The following is a 20,483-nucleotide window of genomic DNA, read 5'->3' on the forward strand; positions in this document are numbered from 1 at the left end:
ACCGGCTCGCAACGTACCCCAGCGGCCGGGGGGCGCCGGTGACACGGCCCCGTCCGCTGACCGGCCGCGGTGACCTGGCCGACACCGTCCGGGTGGTGGGGGAGTTCGGCGTCATCGCCCGGGTGGTCGCCCGCGCGGGCTCCGCGGCGGCCGCCGAGGTCGGCCCCGGCGACGACGCCGCCGTGCTGCGGGTGCCCGACGGCCGGGTGGTCGCCACCACCGACGTGCTCGTCGAGGGCCGCCACTTCCGGCGCGACTGGTCCTCCGCCGAGGACGTCGGGCACAAGGCCGCCGCGGCCAACCTCGCCGACGTCGCCGCGATGGGCGGGGTGGCCACCGCGCTGCTGGTCGGGCTGGCCTGCCCCGCGGACACCCCGACGTCGTGGCTGGAGGGCGTGGCCGCCGGCATGGCCGCCGAGTGCGCGCCGCTCGGCGCGGCCGTCGTCGGCGGGGACACGGTGGCCTCGGCGCCCGACAGCGGCGCGATCGTGCTGTCGGTGACCGCGCTGGGCGACCTGGGCGGCCGCGCGCCGGTGCTGCGCTCGGGGGCCCGCCCGGGCGACGTGCTCGCCGTCGCCGGGCGGCTGGGCTGGTCGGCGTGCGGGCTGGCCGTCCTGCGCCGAGGGTTCAGCAGCCCCATCGCGGCCGTCGCGGCGCACCGCCGGCCCGCGCCGCCCTACGCCGCGGGCCCGGCCGCCGCCGACGCCGGGGCCAGCGCGATGTGCGACGTCAGCGACGGCCTGCTCGCCGACGCCGGGCACCTGGCCGACGCGAGCGGCGTGGCGATCGACGTCGACCGCGCGGCCCTGGTGCGGACGATGCTCGAGCCGCCCGGGCCGATGCAGCAGGTGGCCGCCGCCCTCGGCGCCGACCCGCTGTCCTGGGTGCTCACCGGCGGGGAGGACCATGCCCTCCTGGCCACCTTCCCGCCCGGCGCGGCACCGCCCGCGGGCTGGACGGTCATCGGAGGGGTCCGCGACGGCGCGGCCGGCGTGTTCGTCAGCGGCGAGCCGGCGGCCGACGTCGCGCAGGCCGTGGGCGCAGGGAGGACCGGGCATGTCCACTTCGGCTGAGGTCGCCGGGCGCAGCGTGCGGCTGCGCGACGGCCGGACCGCGGAGCTGCGGGCGGTGCCGTACGACGACCCGCTGGCGCGCGACCTGGTGGGCCGGGTGCAGCAGGAGTACGTCGACCGCTACGGCGGGCCCGACGAGGCCGCCGTCGACCCGGCGGAGTTCGTGCCGCCGGCCGGGCTCTTCCTCGTCGCGGAGGTCGGCGGCGAGCCCGCCGGCTGCGGCGCCTGGCGGCGACACGGCGACACGGAGGCCGAGGTCAAGCGGGTGTACGTGGTGCCCGCCTTCCGCCGGCTGGGCCTGGCGCAGCTGGTCGTCACCGCGCTGGAGGACTCCGCCCGCGCCGCCGGGTACCGCTCGGTGGTGCTCAACTCCGGCGACCGGCAGCCCGAGGCGCTCGGGCTGTACGCCGCGATGGGATACCGCCCCGTGCCGGGGTACGGCATCTACGCGGGGGAGGCCGGGGCGGTCTTCCTCGGCCGGCAGCTGACCGATCCCGGGGAGGAGCGGCCGTGGGCGTCGTGACGATCTCCGCGTCCTACGGCGCGGGCGGCCCGGAGGTGGGGCCGGCGGTGGCCGACCGGCTGGGCCTCGCCTTCCACGACCGGGCGATCCCGGCCCAGGTGGCCGGCCGCCTGGGCGTCTCCCAGGACGACGCCGAGGCCAACGACGAGCGCGTCGTGCGCGGGCTCTGGCGCCTCGTGGCCTCGCTCGGGGCGATGCCCGACCCGATCGGCGGCGTCGTCCCGCTCACCGGCGAGCCCGACGAGCGCGCCTACCGCGAGCAGACCGAGCGGGTGCTGCGCGAGATCGCCGACGGGCCCGGGGGAGTGGTGCTCGGCCGCGCCGGGGCGCTGGTGCTGCGGGACCGGCCCGACGCGCTGCACGTGCGGCTCGACGGGCCGCCCGAGGCGCGGCTGCGGGCGGTGGTGGCGCGCTACGGCCGGCCGGAGGAGGAGGCCCGGCAGGAGATGCGGGCCAACGACACCACCCGCGAGGCCTACGTGCGGCACTTCTACCGCTGCGACCCGGCCGCCGTCCGGCACTACCACCTCGTCGTCGACGGGACGGCGCTGCCGCCGGACACCGTCGTCGACCTGGTGGTCACCGCGGCGCGGGCGCGGGGGATCGGCTGAGCGCACGGACGACGAAGGACCCCGGAGGTCGGCGACCTCCGGGGTCCTCGGTCGGACCCCGCCCCCGCACGGGGGCGGCGCGATCAGGCGCGGACGACCTTGCCCGCGCGGATGCACGAGGTGCAGGCGTTGATCCGCTTGCGGTTGCCGGGGGCGACGAGCGCCCGCACCGACTGGATGTTCGGGTTCCAACGGCGCGGCGTGCGGCGGTGCGAGTGCGACACCGACATACCGAAACCGGGCCCCTTGCCACAGACATCGCACACGGCAGCCACGGTGGATCACTCCCAGAGAATCGTTCGAAAGACGGCGGCGCACCGACGGCGACCGCTAGACCGTCGACCATCCTAACCGGTCCGGCGCGCGGGTGTCGCCGAGGCCCGGGACCCCCGTCGCGGGGAACGGGACCGTCGTCGTCCGTGGGTACCCTCCGCCCGTGCTGCAGGCGCTCGACGACGCCGCGGTCGGTCAGTGGTGCCGCACCGCGGTCGCCGCGCTGTCCGAGGCCCGCGACCGCATCGACGAGCTCAACGTCTTCCCGGTGCCCGACGGCGACACCGGCACCAACCTGCTGCTGACCGCGCAGGCCGCGGTCGCCGCGCTGGAGGCCGCGGGCCCCGCGGAGCCCGCCTGGACGGCGCTGTCGCGGGGCGCGGTGCTCGGCGCCCGCGGCAACAGCGGCACGATCCTCGCGCAGCTGCTGCGCGGCCTGTCGGACTCCCTCGCCGGCGCCGGTCCCGCCGACGGCCCGGCGCTGGCCGCCGCGCTGCAGCAGGCCGCCGACGGCGCCTACTCGGCGGTGGCCGACCCCGAGGAGGGCACCTTCCTCACCGTGGCGCGGGCCGGCGCCGCGGCCGCGTGCGCCGCCGTCACCGCGGGCGGCACCGCCCTGGCCGACGTCGTCACCGCCGCCGCCGACGGCGCCCGCGCGGCGCTGGAGGCCACCCCCGGCCAGCTCGACGTGCTGCGCACCGCGGGCGTGGTCGACGCCGGCGGCGCGGGCCTGTGCCTGGTCCTCGACGCGCTGGTCACCACGGTCACCGGCGTCGAGCCCGCCCGCCCGCCGCTGCACCGCCGCCCGCAGCGGGCCGGGCACGGACACGGCCACGTCCCGCACCAGCCGCCGCCAGGCCCGGGCAGCGAGGTGCAGTACCTGCTCGCCGACGCCGACGAGGCCGCCGTCGCCGTCCTGCACCGGCGGCTGGCCGCGCTCGGCGACAGCCTGGTCGTCGTCGGCGTCGACACCCCCACCGGCCGGCAGTGGAACGTGCACGTGCACACCTCCGACGTCGGCGCGGCCATCGAGGCCGGCATCGAGGCCGGACGCCCGCACGGGATCAGCGTCACGCCGCTGGCGCCGGTGCGGCCGGCCGAGCCGGTGCCCTGGCGGCGCACCGTGGTCGCCGTCGTCCCGGGCGACGGGCTGGCGCTGCTGTTCGCCGGGGAGGGCGTGCGGGCGGTCACCTGCGGTCCCGACGGTGTCACCGAGGACGAGGTCCTCGCCGAGGTGGTCGCCTCCGCCGCCGCCGAGGTGGTGCTGCTGCCCAACGACCCGGCGCTCACCCCGGCCGCCTCCCGCGCCGCCGAGCGCGCCAGGGAGCTCGGCCGCGACGTCGCCGTCGTGCCCACCCGGTCGCCGGTGCAGGGGCTGGCCGCCGTCGCGGTCGCCGACCCCGGCCGCCGGTTCGGCGACGACGTCATCGGCATGGCCGAGGCCGCGGCGGCCACCCGCTGGGCCGAGGTCGCCGTCGCCGAGCAGGAGGCGCTGACCAGCGCGGGCCCCTGCCGCCCGGGCGACGTCCTCGGGTCGGCCGAGGGCGACGTCGTGGTCATCGGCGCCGACCTCGCCGCCGTCGCCTGCGACCTGCTCGACCGGCTGCTGTCGGCCGGCGGGGAGATGGCCACCGTGCTCGTCGGCCCCGACCCCGCGCTCGGCGACGCCGCCTGCGCACACCTGGCCGCCGCGCACCCGACCGTCGAGGTGGTGCGCTACGAGAGCGGGGCCGCGGTCCCGCTGCAGATCGGGGTGGAGTGACGTGGCGGTCACCCTGGAGACCGACCTCTCCCGCGTGCTCGGCGCGAAGACGGCCAAGGCCATGGCCGAGTCGCTGGACCTGCGCACCGTGCGCGACCTGCTGCGCCACTACCCGCGCCGCTACGCCCGCCGCGGCGAGATCGCCCGCCTCGACGACCTGCAGGTCGGCGACCGCGTCACCGTGCTCGCGCAGGTCCGCAAGGTCACCAGCCGGCGGATGCGCAACCGCCCCGGGACGCTCACCGAGGTCACCGTCGGCGACGGCGCCGGGCAGATGCAGCTCGTCTTCTTCAACCGGAAGTTCGGGAAGCTCGAGGAGGGCTCCTGGGGGCTGTTCGCCGGCACCGTCGGCGAGTACCGCAACTCCAAGCAGTTCGCGCACCCCGACTTCCACCTCATCACCGGCGACGACGACGAGGACTGGGCCCGCGCGCTCATCCCGATCTACCCCGCGAGCAAGGACGTCTCGAGCTGGGTGATCCAGAAGTCGGTGAAGCTGCTGCTCGACGCCACCGGCGGGTTCGGCTTCGTCGAGGACCCGCTGCCCGAGGACCTGCGCTCCCGGCACGGGCTGCTCAGCCTCGCCGCCGCCCTGCTCGACGTCCACCGGCCCACCTCCGCCGAGGACGTCGAGCGCGCCCAGGACCGGCTGAAGTGGGACGAGGCGCTCACCCTGCAGCTGGTGCTCGCCGCCCGCCGCCGGGCCGCCGCCCTGGAGCCGGGCACCGCCCGCCCGCGCCGGTCCGGCGGGCTGCTCGACGCCGTCGACGCCGCCCTGCCGTTCTCCCTCACCGAGGGGCAGCGCGAGGTGGGGGAGGAGCTGGCCGCCGAGCTGTCCCGCGACCAGCCGATGCACCGCCTGCTGCAGGGCGAGGTCGGGTCGGGCAAGACCGTCGTGGCGCTGCGGGCGATGGCCCAGGTCGTCGACGCCGGCGGGCAGGCGGCGCTGCTGGCGCCCACCGAGGTCCTGGCCGCGCAGCACGCGCGCAGCATCTCCGCGATGCTCGGCCCGCTCGCCCGCGCCGGCGAGCTCGACGGCGACCCCGCGGGCACGAAGGTCGTGCTGCTCACCGGCTCGCTCAAGGCCGCGCCCCGTCGCGCCGCCCGGGCCGCGGTCGCCGACGGCAGCGCCGGCATCGTCGTCGGCACCCACGCGCTGCTGCAGCAGGGCGTCGAGTTCGCCGACCTCGGCCTCGTCGTCGTCGACGAGCAGCACCGCTTCGGCGTCGAGCAGCGCGACGCGCTGCGCGCCAAGGGTGAGCGGCCGCCGCACGTGCTGGTCATGACGGCCACGCCGATCCCGCGCACCGTGGCCATGACCGTCTACGGCGACCTCGAGACCTCCGTCCTGCGCCAGCTCCCCAGCGGCCGCGGGGGCGTGGCCAGCTCCGTGGTACCGGTCGCCGACAAGCCGACCTGGCTCGACCGCGCCTGGGAGCGGCTGCGCGAGGAGGTCGCCGCCGGCCGGCAGGCCTACGTCGTCTGCCCGCGGATCGGCGACGACGAGACCGGGGACGACGAGACCGACGCACCCGACGACGCCGACGGCGCGCCCGGGGACGCGAAGGGCGGCGACGACGACCGGCGCCCGCCGCTGGCCGTCCTCGACGTCGCGCGCGCGCTCGACGAGGGGGCGCTGGCCGGCCTGCGCCTCGCGGTGCTGCACGGCCGGATGACGCCGGAGGCCAAGGAGGCGACGATGCGCGCCTTCGCCGCCCGCGAGGTCGACGTGCTCGTCGCCACCACCGTCGTCGAGGTCGGCGTCGACGTGCCCAACGCCACGGTGATGGTCGTCATGGACGCCGACCGGTTCGGCGTCAGCCAGCTGCACCAGCTGCGCGGCCGCGTCGCCCGGGGGAAGCACCGCGGGCTGTGCCTGCTGGTCACCGAGGCCCGCGAGACGACGTCGACCGGGCAGCGGCTGGCCGCCGTCGCCGGCACCTCCGACGGGTTCGAGCTCGCCCGCCTGGACCTCGAGACCCGTCGCGAGGGCGACGTGCTGGGCGCCGCGCAGTCCGGCCGCCGCTCCGGCATCCGGATGCTCTCGCTGCTGGAGGACGAGGAGCTCATCGCCGCCGCGCGCACCGAGGCCACCGCGCTGCTGGCCACCGACCGCGGCCTGGCCGACCACCCGGGCCTGGCGATGGAGGTGGCGGCGCTGGCCACCGACGAGCGCGCCGAGTACCTCGAGAAGGCATGACGCGCCTGATCTCCGGGGCGGCCGGCGGGCGGCGGCTCACGGTGCCGCCGAGCGGCGTCCGGCCCACCGGCGATCGCGCCCGCGAGGGCCTGTTCAACAGCCTCGGCACGCTGCTCGACCTCGACGGCGCCACCGTCCTCGACCTCTACGCCGGGTCGGGCGCGCTGGGCCTCGAGGCGCTCTCCCGCGGGGCCGCGTCGGTGGTGCTGGTCGAGAACGGGCCGCGGGTGCTGCCGGTGCTGCGCGCCAACGTCGCCGCCGTCGGGCTGCCCGGCGCGCGGGTGGTGGCGGGCTCGGTGCCCACCGTGGTCGGCGGCGCGCCGCCGGCCCGCTTCGACCTCGTGCTCGCCGACCCGCCCTACGCCGTCCCCGTCGCCGAGGTGCTCGGCGTCCTGGGGGCGCTGGTCACGGGGGAGTGGCTGGCTCCGGGAGCGGTGGTCGTCGTCGAGCGGTCCGCCCGCGAGGAGCCGTGGGAGTGGCCGACACCGCTCACCGGGATCCGCGACCGCCGCTACGGAGAGGCGTTGCTCCGGTACGGTCGCCTCCCGTGAGGCGAGCGGTGTGTCCCGGGTCGTTCGACCCGGTCACCAACGGCCACGTCGACGTGATCGCGCGGGCCGCCGGGCTGTACGACGAGCTGGTGGTCGCCGTGCTGGTGAACCCCGGCAAGGCCGGCCTGTTCAGCGTCGACGAGCGCATGGAGCTGCTGCGCGAGGCGGTCGCCGACCTGCCCAACGTCGTCGTCGACAGCTTCAGCGGGCTGCTCGTCGACTACTGCCGCAGCCACGACATCCCGGTGGTGGTCAAGGGGCTGCGGGCGGTCGGCGACTTCGAGTACGAGCTGCAGATGGCGCAGATGAACCGCGAGCTCGCGGGCATCGAGACGCTGTTCGTGCCCACCGCTCCGCAGGTCGGGCACCTGTCCTCCAGCCTGGTCAAGCAGATCGCCACCTTCGGCGGCGACGTGTCCCGGCTGGTCCCGAAGGCCGTCCTCGACCGGCTGCTCGCCAAGCGGGACGGTTCGGCGTGACCGAGGTCGTCTACCGGCTCTACGAGACCGTCGACGAGCTCAGCCGGCTGATCGAGAACGCGCGCAGCGTGCCCATGTCGGGCTCGTGCATCCTGCCGCGCGACCAGCTGCTCGACCTGCTCGACGACCTCCGGGAGAACCTCCCCGACGAGGTGCACGCCGCCGGCGCGATCGTCGAGCAGCGCACCGAGATCCTCGAGCAGGCGCAGGCCGAGGCCGAGCAGCTGACCGGCCGCACCCGCGAGGAGGCCGACCGGCTCGTCGCCGGCGCCCGCCGCCAGCGCGAGGAGATCCTCGGCACGGCCCGCCGCCAGCGCGACGAGTTGCTCGCCCGCGCGCAGGCCGAGGCCGACGAGCTGCTCGAGCAGGCCGAGGCCGAGGCCGACCGGCTGCTGGCCGAGGCCCGCGACCACCACGCGGCGGTGCTGGCCGACGCCGAGGCCCAGCAGGCGGAGCTGCTCGCCGTCGCGCAGGCCGAGCACGAGCGCCTGGTCACCGAGACCGAGGTCTACCGCGGCGCCGTCGCCCGCTCCGACGAGCTCGGCGCGCAGACCGTCGCGGAGGTCACCCGCATGCGCACGGAGGTCGACGAGTACGTCGACACCCGCCTCGCCGACTTCGGCTCCACCCTGGAGCGGATGCTGCGCTCGGTGGAGAAGGCCCGGGAGACCCTGCGCGACTGAGCGGGGCCGGACGGCACCCCGGCAGGATCGGGTAGTCTCGGTTGCTGGTCCACCGGTGACCTCCCCGGACCGGATCCCCTCCTCCTGACGACCGCGAGTACCGACATGCCTGCCGCCCCATCCCGCCGCCCCGGCGCCGCGAGCCCCGACGCCCGGCGTCCCGCCGCCAACCCCTGGGCCGTGGAGCTGCGCGAGCTCGGCCGCCGGGCGGGCTCCATGCAGGAGCTCGACCGGACGGTCCCCGCACCCGACGGGTGGCGGCTCGAGCTCGTCGGCGTCCCCGAGGGCGCCCCGGTGCACCTGCGCCTGCGCCTGGAGTCGGTGATGGAGGGCGTGCTGGTCTCCGGCGACGTCGAGGTCCCGGTCGAGGGCCAGTGCGCCCGCTGCCTGGAGCCGGTCCACGACTCGCTCCAGCTCGACGTCCAGGAGCTCTACGCCTACCCGGGCAGCACCACCGAGGCCACGAGCGAGGAGGACGAGGTCCGCCTCGTCGAGGGCGAGCGCATCGACCTCGAGCCGATGGTCCGCGACACCGTCGTCCTGGCCCTCCCGCTCTCGCCCACCTGCACCGACGACTGCGCGGGCCTGTGCTCCGGCTGCGGCCAGCGCATCGACGACCTCCCGGCCGACCACTCGCACGAGCTGGTCGACCCCCGCTGGGCCGGCCTCGCCGGCCGACTCACCACCGGAGCGGTCACCGACCGTCCGGACGACCCTGAGGAGAACTGACCGTGGCCGTCCCGAAGCGGAAGATGTCCCGCGCCAACACCCGCGCCCGCCGGTCGCAGTGGAAGGCGAGCGCCCCCACGCTCAGCCCCTGCCCGAACCGCGCCTGCGGTCAGCTCAAGCCGCCGCACCAGGCCTGCCCGAACTGCGGCCAGCACGCCGGCCGCCAGGTCCTCTCCGTCTGACGACGGCGTCCGTGGGCAGCGCCGCCCGCACGCCGGTGGTCCCCGAGGGCGGGTCGCCGGCGGGTCAGGCGCACGCCGACCGAGCAGCCGCCTGGCTGCTCGACGCACTCCGCGTCGAGCTGCCCGGCGGCCTGCTGGCGTTGGCGCTGACCCACCGCTCCTGGGCCTACGAGAACGGCGGCCTGCCGACCAACGAGCGCCTGGAGTTCCTCGGCGACGCCGTGCTCGGCCTGGTCGTCACCGACGAGCTCTACCGCAGCCAGCCCGACCTGCCCGAGGGCCGGCTGGCGAAGCTGCGGGCGTCGGTGGTCAACATGACCTCGCTGGCCGGCGTCGCCCGGCGGCTCGGCGCCGGCGGCCTCGGCCCGCACCTGCTGCTGGGCCGCGGCGAGGAGACCACCGGGGGCCGGGAGAAGGACTCGATCCTCGCCGACGCGCTCGAGGCGCTGATCGGCGCGATCCACCTGGGTCTCGGCCTCGACGCCGCGGCGGCGATCGTGCACCGGCTGTTCGACCCGCTGCTGGTCGAGTCGGCCAAGCGCGGCGCGGGCCTGGACTGGAAGACCAGCCTGCAGGAGCTCGGTGCCGCCCGGGGCCTCGGCGCCCCGGTCTACGACGTCACCGACGAGGGCCCGCCGCACGCCAAGACGTTCACCGCGTCGGTGTCGCTGGCCGGCGTCCTCCGGGGCACCGGCAGCGGCCGCACCAAGAAGGCCGCCGAGCAGGAGGCCGCCGAGGCCGCCTGGCAGGCCGTCTCCAGCGAGGGCCCCGCGGCGGACCCGGCGGCCGACCTGGATGCGGACCCGGCGGGCGGCCCGGTCGCGCCACCCGTGGAGTAGCCCCCGTGCCCGAGCTGCCCGAGGTCGAGGTGGTCCGGCGCGGTCTCGAGCGCTGGGTCGCCGGCCGCACCGTGGCCACGGTCGAGGTGCACCACCCGCGCGCCGTCCGCCGGCACCTCGAGGGCGCCGAGCACTTCGTCGGGGCCGTGACCGGCCGCACCGTCGCCGCCGCGCACCGCCGCGGCAAGTACCTGTGGCTGCCGCTCACCGAGCCCGACGGCGCCCCCTCCGGCCGGGCGGTGGTCGCCCACCTCGGCATGAGCGGGCAGCTGCTCGTCGAGAAGCGCAGCCAGCCCGACGAGACCCACCTGCGCGCCCGGTTCACCTTCACCGACGGCGGGCGCGAGCTGCGCTTCGTCGACCAGCGCACGTTCGGCGGTCTGGCGGTGGAGGACGCGGACGGGGAGCGGATCCCGTCGCGCCTCGCGCACATCGCCATCGACCCGCTGGACCCCTCCTTCGACGAGGCCGGCTTCAGCGCGGCGCTGCGGCGGCGGCGGACCGAGGTCAAGCGGGCGCTGCTGGACCAGACGCTGATCGGCGGTGTCGGCAACATCTACGCCGACGAGTCGCTGTGGCGGGCCCGGCTGCACGGCGCGCGGCCCACCGACCGGCTGACCCGCGCCCAGGTCGGCGACCTGCTCGACGGCGTGCGCAGCGTGCTCGGCGAGGCGCTCGCCCAGGGCGGCACGTCCTTCGACTCGCTCTACGTCGACGTCAACGGGCAGAGCGGCTACTTCTCCCGCTTCCTCGCCGTCTACGGCCAGCTCGACCGGCCCTGCCCGCGCTGCGGGACGGCGATCATCCGGGAGTCGTTCATGAACCGCTCGAGCTACAGCTGCCCGCAGTGCCAGCCGCGCCCGCGCGCGAGGCGGTCGTGAGCCCGGACGTGCGGGTGCGCGTGCTGGTCAGCGGCATCGTGCAGGGCGTCGGCTACCGCTGGTTCGTCCGCGGCCTGGCCGACGCGGCGGGGCTGGCGGGGTCCGCGCGCAACCTCCCCGACGGGCGCGTCGAGGTCGAGCTGGAGGGGCCGGCCGACGACGTCCGGGCCGTCGTCGCCGCGCTCGACGGGCCGCGCGCGCCCGGTTCGGTCACCGGCGTGGTGTCCGAGGACCGCGCGGTGCAGGGGGGACAGGGCTTCACCACGGCGTGACGAAGACGACATCCACCCGACACGGGAGGTGTCCAGTGTGGCCGTTGACCTGCGTGTCGGGTGCTGTCACCCTGGAGGCACCGAGCCCGCGCCGACCGACTTCCCGGGGCGGCGGGCACCCCTCCCGCTGTCGAAAGGCCGCTGTCGCCATGGCCAAGGCCCTGTTCGGTTCCGTCGTGTCGCCCGCGGAGCTCCGCGTACTCGAGGAGAACGCGGCGCTGCGCGCGAAGGTGCGCCGCCTGGAGCAGGAGCTCGGCGAGCTGCGCGCCCAGCGCGACGCCGCCCGCGACGCCGTCATCGCCTCCGAGCTGCTGAGCATGGCCGGCGACACCACCGCGCCGGCGCTCGCGTAACACCTGCACCACCACCCGGCGCGCGGATCCGCCGCCGGGTGAGAGCCTCCCTCCCGTGCACCTGTCGAGCCTGACGCTCAAGGGCTTCAAGTCCTTCGCGTCCGCGACGACGCTGCGCCTGGAGCCGGGCATCACCGCCGTCGTCGGGCCGAACGGCTCGGGCAAGTCCAACGTCGTGGACGCCATCGCCTGGGTGCTCGGCGAGCAGGGCGCGAAGTCCCTGCGCGGCGGCAAGATGGAGGACGTCATCTTCGCCGGCACCGCCGGGCGCTCCGCGCTCGGCCGCGCCGAGGTGACGCTCACCATCGACAACGCCGACGGCGCGTTGCCGATCGACTACACCGAGGTGTCGGTCACCCGCCGCATGTACCGCTCCGGCGAGAGCGAGTACGAGATCAACGGCGACAAGGTGCGCCTGCTCGACGTGCAGGAGCTGCTCAGCGACGCCGGCATCGGCCGCGAGATGCACGTCATCGTCGGCCAGGGCCAGCTCGACGCCGTCCTCTCCGGCCGCCCCGAGGACCGCCGGGCCTTCATCGAGGAGGCCGCCGGCGTCCTCAAGCACCGCAAGCGCAAGGAGAAGGCGCTCCGCAAGCTCGACGGGATGCAGGCCAACCTCGACCGGCTGGCCGACCTCACCGCCGAGCTGCGCCGCCAGCTCAAGCCGCTCGGGCGCCAGGCCGAGGTGGCCCGCCGCGCCGCCGGCGTGCAGGCCGACCTGCGCGACGCGCGCCTGCGGCTGCTCGCCGACGACCTGGTGGGCCTGCGCGACGCGCTCGACAAGGACGTCGCCGATGAGGCCGCGGCCCGCGCCCGCCGCGCCGTCGTCGAGGCCGAGCTCGCCGGCGTCGCGCGCCGGGAGGCGGACCTCGACGCCGCCCAGGCCGCCGACGCCCCGCGCCTGGGCGCCGCGCAGGACACCTGGTACCGGCTGTCCGCGCTGACCGAGCGCTTCCGCGGCATCGCCTCGCTGGCCGCCGAGCGCTCCCGGCACCTCTCGGCCCCCGTCCCCGGCGGCACCGGCGGGCGCGACCCCGAGCAGCTCGAGGCCGAGGCCGACCGCGTCGACGCGACCGAGGCCGAGCTGGCCGCCGGCCTCGCGGCCGAGCGCGGCCGGCTGTCGGCCGCCGTCGCCGCCCGCACGGAGCTGGAGGAGGCGCTCGCGGCCGAGGAGCGCGCCTGGGTCGTGGCCACCCGGGCGATCGCCGACCGCCGCGAGGGCCTGGCCCGCCTGTCGGGGAAGGTCGCCGCCGCGCGCTCCCGGTCCGCCGCCGGGCAGGCCGAGGCGCAGCGGCTGGCGCAGGCCGCCGCGGAGGCCGCCGCCCGCGCCGAGGCCGCGCAGGCCCGGCTCGACGAGCGCCGCGCCGGCACCGGCGACGCCGACGACGAGGACGTCGCGCTGGTCACCGCGCACGCCGACGCCGTCGCCGCCCGGACCGCCGCGGCCCGCGCGGTCACCGAGCTGGCCGACGCCGAGCGGGCCGCGGAGCGCGACCGCGCCTCCTGGGCCGCCCGCCGCGACACGCTCGCGCAGGGCCTCGCCCCGGCCGACGGCGCCGCCGCCGTGCTCGCCGCCGGGACCTCCGGCGCGCTGGCCGGCGTGCTCGGGCCGGTCGCCGAGCGGATCACCGTCGCCCCGGGCGCCGAGGTGGCCCTGGCCGCGGCGCTCGGCGGGCTGGCCGAGGCCGTCGCCGTCGCCGGGGTCACCGGCGCCGCCGACGCGCTGGCGCACCTGCGCGACGTCGGCGGCGGCCGGGCCGCGCTGCTGGTCAGCGGCGGCCCGGCCGCGCCGTCGCGCGCCGGGGAGCCCGCGCTGCCCGAGGGCCTGCGCTGGGCGGTCGACCTCGTCGAGGCGCCCGGGGAGCTGCGGCCGGCCCTGGCCCGGGCGCTGCACGGCGTCGTGGTCGTCCCGACCCTGGGGGCGGCGGCCGCGCTCGTCGGGGCCCACCCGACCGTCCGCGCGGTCACCGTCGACGGCGACCTGGTCGCCGCCGACCGCGCCTCCGGCGGCGCCGCGGAGGCGCCGTCGGGCCTGGAGGTGCGGGCGCGGGTCGACGAGGCCGAGCGCGAGCACGCCGCCGCGGCCGACCGCGCCGCCGACCTCGCCGCGCGGCTGGCCGCCGCCCGGGAGACCGCGCAGGCCCGCTCGGCCGACGTCGAGGCCGCGCAGGCCGCCCGCCGGGACGCCGACCGCACCCGGTCGAAGCTGGCCGCCGAGCTCGCCGAGCTGGGCGCCGCCGCCCGCTCGGCCGCCGCCGAGGCCGACCGCTCCGACGCCGCCCGGCGTCGGGCCGAGCGGGCGCTGGAGGAGTCGGCCACCGGGCTCGCCGAGCTCGAGGCGCGGCTGACCGAGGCCGAGGCGGCGCCCGCGGCGGAGGAGCCCGACCCGGGGCAGCGCGACCGACTGCGGCTGGAGGTCGCCGCCGCCCGGCAGGCCGAGACCGAGGCCCGGCTGGCCGTCCGCACCGCCGAGGAGCGCGCCCGGGCGCTGTCGGGCCGCGCCGAGGCGCTGCGCCGGCAGGCCCGGCAGGAGCGCGCCGCCCGCGAGCGCGCCGCGGCGGCCGCCCTGGCCCGCCGGCGGGGCGCCGAGGTCGCCACCCGGGTGCGCGCCGGCGCGGAGGACGCCCTGACCGCCCTGGCGACGTCGCTGGCCCGCGCCGCCGCCGAGCGCGACGAGCTGGCCCGGCAGCGCAGCGCCCGCGAGGCCGAGCTGCTCGAGGTGCGCACCCGCGTCCGCGCGGCCACCGCCGAGCTCGAGCGGCTGACCGACGAGGTGCACCGCGACGAGGTGGCCCGCGCCGAGCAGCGGCTGCGCATCGAGGCCCTGGAGGAGCGGGCCGCCGAGGAGTTCGGCGTCGACCTGCCCACGCTGGTCGCCGAGTACGGCCCGGCCGCTCCGGTGCCGCCCTCGCCCGCCCGGCTCGCCGCCGCGGAGGCGGCAGGGGAGCCCGCGCCCGGGCCGCTGCCCTACGACCGCGCCACCCAGGAGCGCCGCGCCGCGCAGGCCGAGCGCGACCTGGTCACGCTCGGCCGGGTCAACCCGCTGGCGCTGGAGGAGTTCGCGGCCCTGGAGGAGCGGCACACCTTCCTCGCCACGCAGCTGGAGGACCTCAAGGCCACCCGCCGCGACCTGCTCACCGTCGTCCGCGAGGTCGACGGGCGCATCCACGACGTGTTCGCCGCGGCCTTCGCCGACGTCGCCCGCGAGTTCGAGGGCGTCTTCGCGACGCTGTTCCCCGGCGGTCAGGGCCGGCTGGTGCTCACCGACCCCGAGGACATGCTCACCACCGGCGTGGAGATCGAGGCGCGCCCGCCCGGCAAGAAGGTCAAGCGGCTGTCGCTGCTGTCCGGCGGCGAGCGCTCGCTGACCGCCGTCGCCCTGCTGGTGGCCATCTTCCGGGCGCGGCCCTCGCCGTTCTACGTGCTCGACGAGGTGGAGGCGGCGCTCGACGACGTCAACCTGGGCCGGCTGCTCACCTTGGTCGAGCAGCTGCGGGCGACGTCGCAGCTCATCGTCATCACCCACCAGAAGCGCACGATGGAGATCGCCGACGCGCTCTACGGCGTGAGCATGCGCGGCGACGGCATCACCGGCGTCATCAGCCAGCGGCTGCGCGAGCCCGACCCGGCCCAGGCATAGGAAGCTGTTCGCACGTCTCGGGCGCGAGAACGTGCGGATAGCTTCCTATGCCTGGCCTCAGACGCCGGAGGGGACCAGCAGGTCGACCACGAGCGGCAGGTGGTCCGACGCGCCGGCGCCGTCGAGCACGCGGGCCGCGGCCACCTGGATGCCCGGGGTCACCCACACCTGGTCGATGCGCACGTGCGGCGCGCGCGCCGGGTGGGTGTGGCCCTCGTCGCGCTGCCAGAACCGCCAGCGGGCCTGGTCGTCGCGGTCGCCGGCGAGGGTCCACGCGTCGGAGAAGTCGGACCGCAGCGCCGACAGCTCGGGCGCGTCCGGGGCGGCGTTGAGGTCGCCGACCACCACGCCGGTCTCCATCGAGTCGGTGTGCAGGTCGCGCAGCAGCTGCACCTGCCGGGCCCGCTCCTCGGCCGACCGGGTGGTCAGGTGCGTGGTGGTCACCCACAGCGCGCCGCCGTCGAGCTCGACCAGCGTGCGCAGGGCGCTGCGCGGCTCGCCGGTGCCCGGCAGCGGGTGCACGTCGCTGACCAGGATCGGCAGCCGCGACAGCAGCGCGTTGCCGTACTGGCGGCGCGGGGCGTCGCCCGGCCGCTCCTCGTCGATCGCCGGGCCCCACGCCAGCTGCATGTCCAGCGCGCGGGACAGCAGCAGCGCCTGGTCGACGTCCTCGCTGCGGTCGCCGAAGTGCCGGTCCACCTCCTGCAGGCAGATGACGTCGGCGTCGGCGGCGGCCAGCACCTTGGCCAGCCGCGGCAGGTCGTGCCGGCGGTCGTCGCCCACCCCGTGGTGGGTGTTGAAGGTGACCAGCCGCACCGGGATGGGCGGCTGGTCGGGACCGGGGGCGGGCTTCACGCCGGAGGGGTCGGTCACCCCGTCAGCCTGTCACCCCTGCGCGGGCACCGTCGCCGGGACCGGGTCGGCCAGCGGCAGGTCGAGCACCTGCTGCAGGCACTCCTCGCCGTCGGGGCGGTGGTCGCTCACGTGCAGCACGAAGCGCGCCTGCCGGCCCTCGAGCACCAGCTCGCCGACCTGGTTGCCGAAGAAGGGGCCCGCCGCCTTGGCCCACTCCACCGACGGCGGCCGCACCCGCGCTGCCCGCGCGACCGCGGCGGTGAACCGCCGCGCCCACCGGCTCCAGCCGATCCGGAACCCGACGCGGATGGGGTGCGGCGCCTGGTTGTGCAGCGGGGAGACGGTCAGCTGGTGCACCCGGCCGGTGAGGCCGCCGGGGGAGACCACCTCGGCGGCGTAGGCGTGGTGGACGTCGCCGGAGAGCACCAGCGCGGTCGCCGGGGCGCGGCCGTGCTCCCCGCGGGCGACGGCGAGCAGCGCGGCCGCGAGCCGGTCGAAGCTGTGCCCGAAGGCGGCCCAGTGCTCCAGGTCGGCGGCCTGGCGCAGCGCCTCGGCGGCCTTTCCCCGCCACCGGCCCTCGTGCCGGACGGCGACCGCCTCGTCCACCCGCTCGATCGAGTCGATGGCGTGGGGGAGCAGCCACGGCAGCGAGGTGCCGACCAGCAGGTGGTCGACGCCGTCGGCGACCGCCTGGCGCATCTGGTCCTCGATCCAGGCGAACTCGTCGTCGTCGACCATGCGGCGGCCCTGCTCGTCGAGGACCCGGCCGGCCCGGCTGTCGACCATGACCAGCCGCGCGTCGCCCCAGTGGCGCACGTAGCTCCAGCGCACCGTCCGAGGCTCGCGGTCGGCGGCGACGGCCATCTCGCGCAGCAGCGGCTCGGCGTCGGTGCCCTCGGGCAGGGCGAGCACCGCCTGCCAGGTGCGGTCGGCGGCGAGCTCGGCCGGGCTGAGGTTGCCCAGGTGCTGGTGCACCCAGTAGCTGACCAGCCCGCCGGTGATCCGCTCGGCCCACCAGTCGGTGGCCGTCACCTGCCGCCGCCACGCCGCCGAGGTGTTCCAGTCGTCGATCATCTCGTGGTCGTCGAAGACCATCGACGACGGGATCGTCGACAGCAGCCAGCGCACCTGCGGGTCCATCCAGGACTCGGCGTACAGCCGCGTGTACTCCTCGCGGTCGCGCACCTGCGCGTCCTCGGGCACCGGCTCGCCGCGGTGCACGGTGAGCCAGGCGCGCGTGGCCGAGGTCAGCTCGTCGGCGTAGACCTGGTCGCCGAGCAGCACCAGCGCGTCGGGCCACTCCTCCTCGGGGAGGTCGGCCACCCGCTGGGCGTAGGCGTCGAGCGCGTCGGGCGGGATGCCCTCGCCGAGGTCGACGGTGCTCGGCGCGGCGTAGCGGCAGGAGCCGAAGGCCAGCCGGAACGGGCCGGGCCGGCCGGGGGTGCGGATCCGGCTGGGCGGGAACGGGGAGCTCTCCTCGGGCCACACCCGGACGCCGTCGGTGCCGTCGGCGGAGAGGCGGACCTCGTAGGGGGTGGTGCTGCCGGGCTCCAGGCCCTCGACGACGACGAGCGCGTACCAGTGGCCGCCCACGCGGAAGGTGCGCGCGGTGCGCCCCAGGACGTCGACGGTGCAGGGTCGGTCGGTCTCCACCCACACCGTGGCCGACACCGGGTCGACGTGGCGCAGCAGCGGCCCGAGCAGCAGGGCGGGGCTGTCTCCCGCGGGGAACGTCACGCCGCCCAGCGTGCTCCACGCACCCGGGTTCCGCCCAGAGCCCGCCGTGCGGCGGCTGGGAGACTGGGCGGCATGGAGTTCGTGCTGATCGCGATCGCGATCGTCCTCGTGGCCCTGGTCGCCGGGGTGGGCCTGCTGGTCGGCCGGGGCCGCCGCACCACCCGGCTCGACGACGACGCCGTCGCGGGCACGACGCTCACCCGCCCGCGGCCGCCCGCCGCGCCGCCGGCGCCCCCGGAGGACCGCCCGGCCGGGGCCACGGCGTCCGGGCTGGGCCTCGCGCCGGCCGAGCCCGACGCCGTCGCGCCCGAGGCGCCGCCCACGGTCGACCTGCCGCCCGCCGTCCCGGAGCCGGGCCTCGTCTTCGAGACCCCGCCGCCGTCGGCCGGCCGGCTGGTGCGGCTGCGCTCGCGGCTGGCCCGCTCGCAGTCCTCCCTCGGCCGCGGCCTGCTCACCGTGCTCGCCCGCGAGCGGCTCACCGAGGACGACTGGGAGGAGGTCGAGGAGACCCTCCTGGCCGCCGACGTCGGCGTCGCCGCGACCACGCAGATCGTCGAGCGGCTGCGCACCCAGTCGATGGTGCTGGCCACCGCGACCCCGGCCGACCTGCGCGCGCTGCTGGTCCGCGAGCTCACCGCCGTCCTCGGCCCCGACCTCGACCGCACGCTCGGCACCGACCGCCGCGAGGGCCGCCCCGGGGTGCTCCTCGTGGTCGGGGTCAACGGCGCCGGCAAGACGACGACGGTCGGCAAGATCGCCCGCGTGCTCGTCGGCGACGGCCGCAGCGTCGTCCTGGGCGCCGCCGACACCTTCCGCGCCGCGGCCGCCGACCAGCTCGAGACCTGGGGCGAGCGGGTGGGCGTGATGACCGTGCGCGGCCGCGAGGGCGCCGACCCGGCGTCGGTGGCGTTCGAGGCGGCCCGCACCGGCGTGGAGGCGGAGGTCGACACCGTCGTCGTCGACACCGCCGGCCGGCTGCACACCAAGTCCGGCCTCATGGACGAGCTCGGCAAGATCAAGCGGGTCGTGGAGAAGGTCAGCCCCGTCACCGAGACGCTGCTGGTCCTCGACGCCACCACCGGCCAGAACGGCATCGTGCAGGCGCGGGTGTTCACGCAGGCCGTCGACGTCACCGGCGTCGTGCTCACCAAGCTCGACGGCACCGCGAAGGGCGGCATCGTCGTCTCCGTGCAGCGCGAGCTCGGCATCCCGGTGAAGCTCATCGGGCTCGGCGAGGGCGCCGACGACCTCGCGCCGTTCGAGCCGGAGGCCTTCGCCGAGGGCCTCGTCGGCGGCGCCGACTGAGGCCGCCGGGGGCTCAGGCCCGCGAGGGGTCGAACCCGTAGGGCAGCTCGAGCCGGTGCGCGGCCAGCAGGTCGGCGTCGGCGAGCACCTCGCGGGTCGGGCCGTCGGCGACCACGACGCCGCCGTCGAGCACCACCGAGCGCGGGCACAGCTGCAGGGCGTAGGGCAGGTCGTGGGTGACCATCAGCATGGTCACCGGCAGGCCGGTGAGGACCTCGGCGAGCTCGCGCCGCCCGGCCGGGTCGAGGTTGGAGGAGGGCTCGTCGAGCACGAGCACCTCCGGGTGCATGGACAGCACGGTGGCGACGGCGACCCGGCGGCGCTGGCCGAACGACAGGTGGTGCGGCGGGCGGTCGGCCGACCCGGCCATGCCCACCTGGTCCAGCGCCGCGGCCACGCGGGCGGCCACCTCCGGCTCGGGCAGGCCCAGGTTGCGCGGGCCGAAGGCGACGTCCTCGCCGACGGTCGGCATGAACAGCTGGTCGTCGGGGTCCTGGAACACGATGCCGACCCGGCGGCGGACCTCCGGCAGGTTCCGCTTCCCCACCGGCAGCCCGGCCACGCTCACCCGCCCGCGGCCCCCGGCGAGGATGCCGTTGAGGTGCAGCACCAGCGTCGTCTTGCCGGCCCCGTTGGGCCCCAGCAGCGCCACCCGCTCGCCGCGCTCGAGGCGCAGGTCGACGCCGAACAGCGCCTGGTGCCCGTCGGGGTAGGCGAAGGCCAGGTCCTCCACGAGGAGGGACGGCGGGGTACTCACGCCCCGAGCATCCCCGCCGCCAGCAGGGCCGCCGCCGACAGGGGGAGCGCCAGCCCGGTCAGCCAGGTGCGCGCGGGCACGGCGAGGGCGGGCCCGGCGGGCAGCCGGCCGTCCCCGCCGCGGGACAGCATCGCCAGGTGCACCCGCTCGCCGCGCTCGTAGGACCGCACGAACAGCGCCCCCGCGGTGCCGGCGACGACCTTCAGCGCGCCGGGGCCGCGGCCGCGGAAGCCGCGCGACTCCCGGGCCACCCGCATGCGGCGCAGCTCTCCGGCGACGACGTCGGCGTAGCGGACCATGAACGACAGGATCTGCACGAGCACCGCCGGCAGCCGCAGCCGCTGCATCCCGCGGACGAGGTCCTGCGGCGTGGTGGTGGCGGCGAGCACCGTGGCCGCGAGCACCGACAGCGTCGCCTTGGCCAGCAGGCCGCCCGCGGCGACCAGCCCGCTCTCCGACAGCGACAGCCCGAGGACCTCCACGCGCGGGCCGCGGGCCACGACCGGCAGCAGCAGCGCGAACACGACGAACGGCAGCTCCACCGCCAGGCCGCGCAGCAGCCGGCCGGCCGGGACGCGGGCCAGCGCGGCGGCGCCCAGCACCAGGACGGCGTACCCGGCGTAGGCCGGCGCCCAGGCCGCCCGCACCGGTGTGGCGACCACGACCAGCGCGAACGCGACGACGGCGACCAGCGCCACGTGCGCCGGCAGCCGGTGGACGACGGTGTCGCGCGCGACGTAGGCCGAGCCGAGCGGGCCGCCGTGCCCGGCGCCCACGC

Annotated in this window: 21 protein-coding genes; 16 read left to right on the forward strand and 5 right to left on the reverse strand. The window is 77.3% G+C overall.

Annotated features, from left to right (window positions below; genetic code table 11):
• Nucleotides 1-38 precede the first annotated feature (38 nt).
• Genes WA616_RS18545 through WA616_RS18555 form a run of 3 tightly spaced genes read left to right on the forward strand, consistent with a single transcriptional unit; the run spans nt 39 to nt 2,207 of the window.
• Nucleotides 39-1,073 carry a thiamine-phosphate kinase gene (locus WA616_RS18545; protein ID WP_336032188.1) on the forward strand — a complete coding sequence of 345 codons (1,035 nt, stop codon included), beginning with the start codon at nt 39-41 and terminating at the stop codon, nt 1,071-1,073.
• Nucleotides 1,057-1,596 (forward strand): GNAT family N-acetyltransferase, encoded by a 540-nt coding sequence (locus WA616_RS18550; RefSeq protein ID WP_336032191.1) that lies wholly within the window; start codon nt 1,057-1,059, stop codon nt 1,594-1,596. Before WA616_RS18545 ends, WA616_RS18550 begins: the two co-directional genes overlap by 17 nt.
• On the forward strand, nt 1,584-2,207 hold the full coding sequence (locus tag WA616_RS18555; RefSeq protein WP_336032193.1) for a cytidylate kinase-like family protein: 624 nt from the start codon (nt 1,584-1,586) through the stop codon (nt 2,205-2,207). The genes WA616_RS18550 and WA616_RS18555 overlap by 13 nt, the downstream gene beginning before the upstream one ends.
• 83 nt (nt 2,208-2,290) lie before the next feature.
• Here WA616_RS18555 and rpmB read toward each other — a convergent pair whose 3' ends face one another.
• Nucleotides 2,291-2,482, reverse strand: coding sequence for a 50S ribosomal protein L28 (rpmB, locus tag WA616_RS18560; protein WP_073421792.1), 192 nt, complete (start codon nt 2,480-2,482; stop codon nt 2,291-2,293).
• A 161-nt stretch (nt 2,483-2,643) separates the two neighbouring features.
• Between rpmB and WA616_RS18565 the strand changes: the two genes are divergently transcribed.
• The 12 genes from WA616_RS18565 to smc all read left to right on the forward strand — a co-directional run bounded on the left by WA616_RS18565 (nt 2,644) and on the right by smc (nt 15,051).
• On the forward strand, nt 2,644-4,242 hold the full coding sequence (locus WA616_RS18565) for a DAK2 domain-containing protein (protein ID WP_336032197.1): 1,599 nt from the start codon (nt 2,644-2,646) through the stop codon (nt 4,240-4,242).
• Between the two features lies 1 nt (nt 4,243).
• The gene (gene recG, locus WA616_RS18570; RefSeq protein ID WP_336032199.1) at nt 4,244-6,442 is read left to right on the forward strand and encodes an ATP-dependent DNA helicase RecG; all 2,199 of its coding nucleotides are present in this window, start codon (nt 4,244-4,246) and stop codon (nt 6,440-6,442) included.
• Nucleotides 6,439-6,993: a 16S rRNA (guanine(966)-N(2))-methyltransferase RsmD gene (rsmD, locus tag WA616_RS18575; protein ID WP_336032202.1), complete on the forward strand. Its 555-nt coding sequence runs from the start codon at nt 6,439-6,441 to the stop codon at nt 6,991-6,993. The genes recG and rsmD overlap by 4 nt, the downstream gene beginning before the upstream one ends.
• On the forward strand, nt 6,990-7,472 hold the full coding sequence (coaD, locus tag WA616_RS18580; protein ID WP_336032204.1) for a pantetheine-phosphate adenylyltransferase: 483 nt from the start codon (nt 6,990-6,992) through the stop codon (nt 7,470-7,472). Before rsmD ends, coaD begins: the two co-directional genes overlap by 4 nt.
• Nucleotides 7,469-8,155, forward strand: a complete 687-nt coding sequence (locus tag WA616_RS18585) for a hypothetical protein (protein ID WP_073421796.1) — start codon at nt 7,469-7,471, stop codon at nt 8,153-8,155. The genes coaD and WA616_RS18585 overlap by 4 nt, the downstream gene beginning before the upstream one ends.
• 105 nt (nt 8,156-8,260) lie before the next feature.
• A complete protein-coding gene (locus WA616_RS18590; RefSeq protein ID WP_083628854.1) occupies nt 8,261-8,884 on the forward strand; it encodes a YceD family protein in 624 nt (207 codons plus the stop codon).
• 2 nt (nt 8,885-8,886) lie between these two features.
• On the forward strand, nt 8,887-9,066 hold the full coding sequence (gene rpmF / locus WA616_RS18595; protein ID WP_073421798.1) for a 50S ribosomal protein L32: 180 nt from the start codon (nt 8,887-8,889) through the stop codon (nt 9,064-9,066).
• Nucleotides 9,067-9,077: 11 nt separating this feature from the next.
• On the forward strand, nt 9,078-9,905 hold the full coding sequence (gene rnc, locus WA616_RS18600) for a ribonuclease III (RefSeq protein ID WP_336032209.1): 828 nt from the start codon (nt 9,078-9,080) through the stop codon (nt 9,903-9,905).
• 5 nt (nt 9,906-9,910) lie between these two features.
• The gene (gene mutM / locus WA616_RS18605) at nt 9,911-10,786 is read left to right on the forward strand and encodes a bifunctional DNA-formamidopyrimidine glycosylase/DNA-(apurinic or apyrimidinic site) lyase (protein ID WP_336032211.1); all 876 of its coding nucleotides are present in this window, start codon (nt 9,911-9,913) and stop codon (nt 10,784-10,786) included.
• The gene (locus tag WA616_RS18610) at nt 10,783-11,058 is read left to right on the forward strand and encodes an acylphosphatase (RefSeq protein ID WP_336032213.1); all 276 of its coding nucleotides are present in this window, start codon (nt 10,783-10,785) and stop codon (nt 11,056-11,058) included. The genes mutM and WA616_RS18610 overlap by 4 nt, the downstream gene beginning before the upstream one ends.
• A gap of 149 nt (nt 11,059-11,207) precedes the next feature.
• A complete protein-coding gene (locus WA616_RS18615) occupies nt 11,208-11,411 on the forward strand; it encodes a hypothetical protein (RefSeq protein WP_073421800.1) in 204 nt (67 codons plus the stop codon).
• A gap of 55 nt (nt 11,412-11,466) precedes the next feature.
• Nucleotides 11,467-15,051 carry a chromosome segregation protein SMC gene (gene smc / locus WA616_RS18620; RefSeq protein ID WP_336032214.1) on the forward strand — a complete coding sequence of 1,195 codons (3,585 nt, stop codon included), beginning with the start codon at nt 11,467-11,469 and terminating at the stop codon, nt 15,049-15,051.
• A gap of 57 nt (nt 15,052-15,108) precedes the next feature.
• Here smc and WA616_RS18625 read toward each other — a convergent pair whose 3' ends face one another.
• Nucleotides 15,109-15,924: an endonuclease/exonuclease/phosphatase family protein gene (locus WA616_RS18625; protein WP_336032216.1), complete on the reverse strand. Its 816-nt coding sequence runs from the start codon at nt 15,922-15,924 to the stop codon at nt 15,109-15,111.
• A 12-nt stretch (nt 15,925-15,936) separates the two neighbouring features.
• On the reverse strand, nt 15,937-17,643 hold the full coding sequence (locus WA616_RS18630) for an alkaline phosphatase D family protein (RefSeq protein ID WP_336032218.1): 1,707 nt from the start codon (nt 17,641-17,643) through the stop codon (nt 15,937-15,939).
• Between the two features lie 72 nt (nt 17,644-17,715).
• On the opposite strand from WA616_RS18630, the gene ftsY reads away from it, so the two are divergent.
• On the forward strand, nt 17,716-18,948 hold the full coding sequence (gene ftsY / locus WA616_RS18635; RefSeq protein WP_073421804.1) for a signal recognition particle-docking protein FtsY: 1,233 nt from the start codon (nt 17,716-17,718) through the stop codon (nt 18,946-18,948).
• A gap of 13 nt (nt 18,949-18,961) precedes the next feature.
• Here ftsY and WA616_RS18640 read toward each other — a convergent pair whose 3' ends face one another.
• Nucleotides 18,962-19,705: an energy-coupling factor ABC transporter ATP-binding protein gene (locus WA616_RS18640; protein WP_336032222.1), complete on the reverse strand. Its 744-nt coding sequence runs from the start codon at nt 19,703-19,705 to the stop codon at nt 18,962-18,964.
• Nucleotides 19,702-20,481 (reverse strand): cobalt ECF transporter T component CbiQ, encoded by a 780-nt coding sequence (gene cbiQ / locus WA616_RS18645; protein ID WP_336032225.1) that lies wholly within the window; start codon nt 20,479-20,481, stop codon nt 19,702-19,704. The genes WA616_RS18640 and cbiQ overlap by 4 nt, the downstream gene beginning before the upstream one ends.
• Between the last annotated feature and the right edge of the window lie 2 nt (nt 20,482-20,483).

This window comes from Geodermatophilus sp. FMUSA9-8 (assembly GCF_037034165.1).
GTDB classification, from domain to species: domain Bacteria; phylum Actinomycetota; class Actinomycetes; order Mycobacteriales; family Geodermatophilaceae; genus Geodermatophilus; species Geodermatophilus nigrescens.

Coding starts and splice junctions, on each gene's coding strand:
- WA616_RS18550 (WP_336032191.1), top strand. CDS start 1,057: ATGTCCACTTCGGCTGAGGTCGCCGGGCGCAGCGTGCGGCTGCGCGAC.
- rsmD (WP_336032202.1), top strand. CDS start 6,439: ATGACGCGCCTGATCTCCGGGGCGGCCGGCGGGCGGCGGCTCACGGTG.
- WA616_RS18590 (WP_083628854.1), top strand. CDS start 8,261: ATGCCTGCCGCCCCATCCCGCCGCCCCGGCGCCGCGAGCCCCGACGCC.
- WA616_RS18615 (WP_073421800.1), top strand. CDS start 11,208: ATGGCCAAGGCCCTGTTCGGTTCCGTCGTGTCGCCCGCGGAGCTCCGC.
- ftsY (WP_073421804.1), top strand. CDS start 17,716: ATGGAGTTCGTGCTGATCGCGATCGCGATCGTCCTCGTGGCCCTGGTC.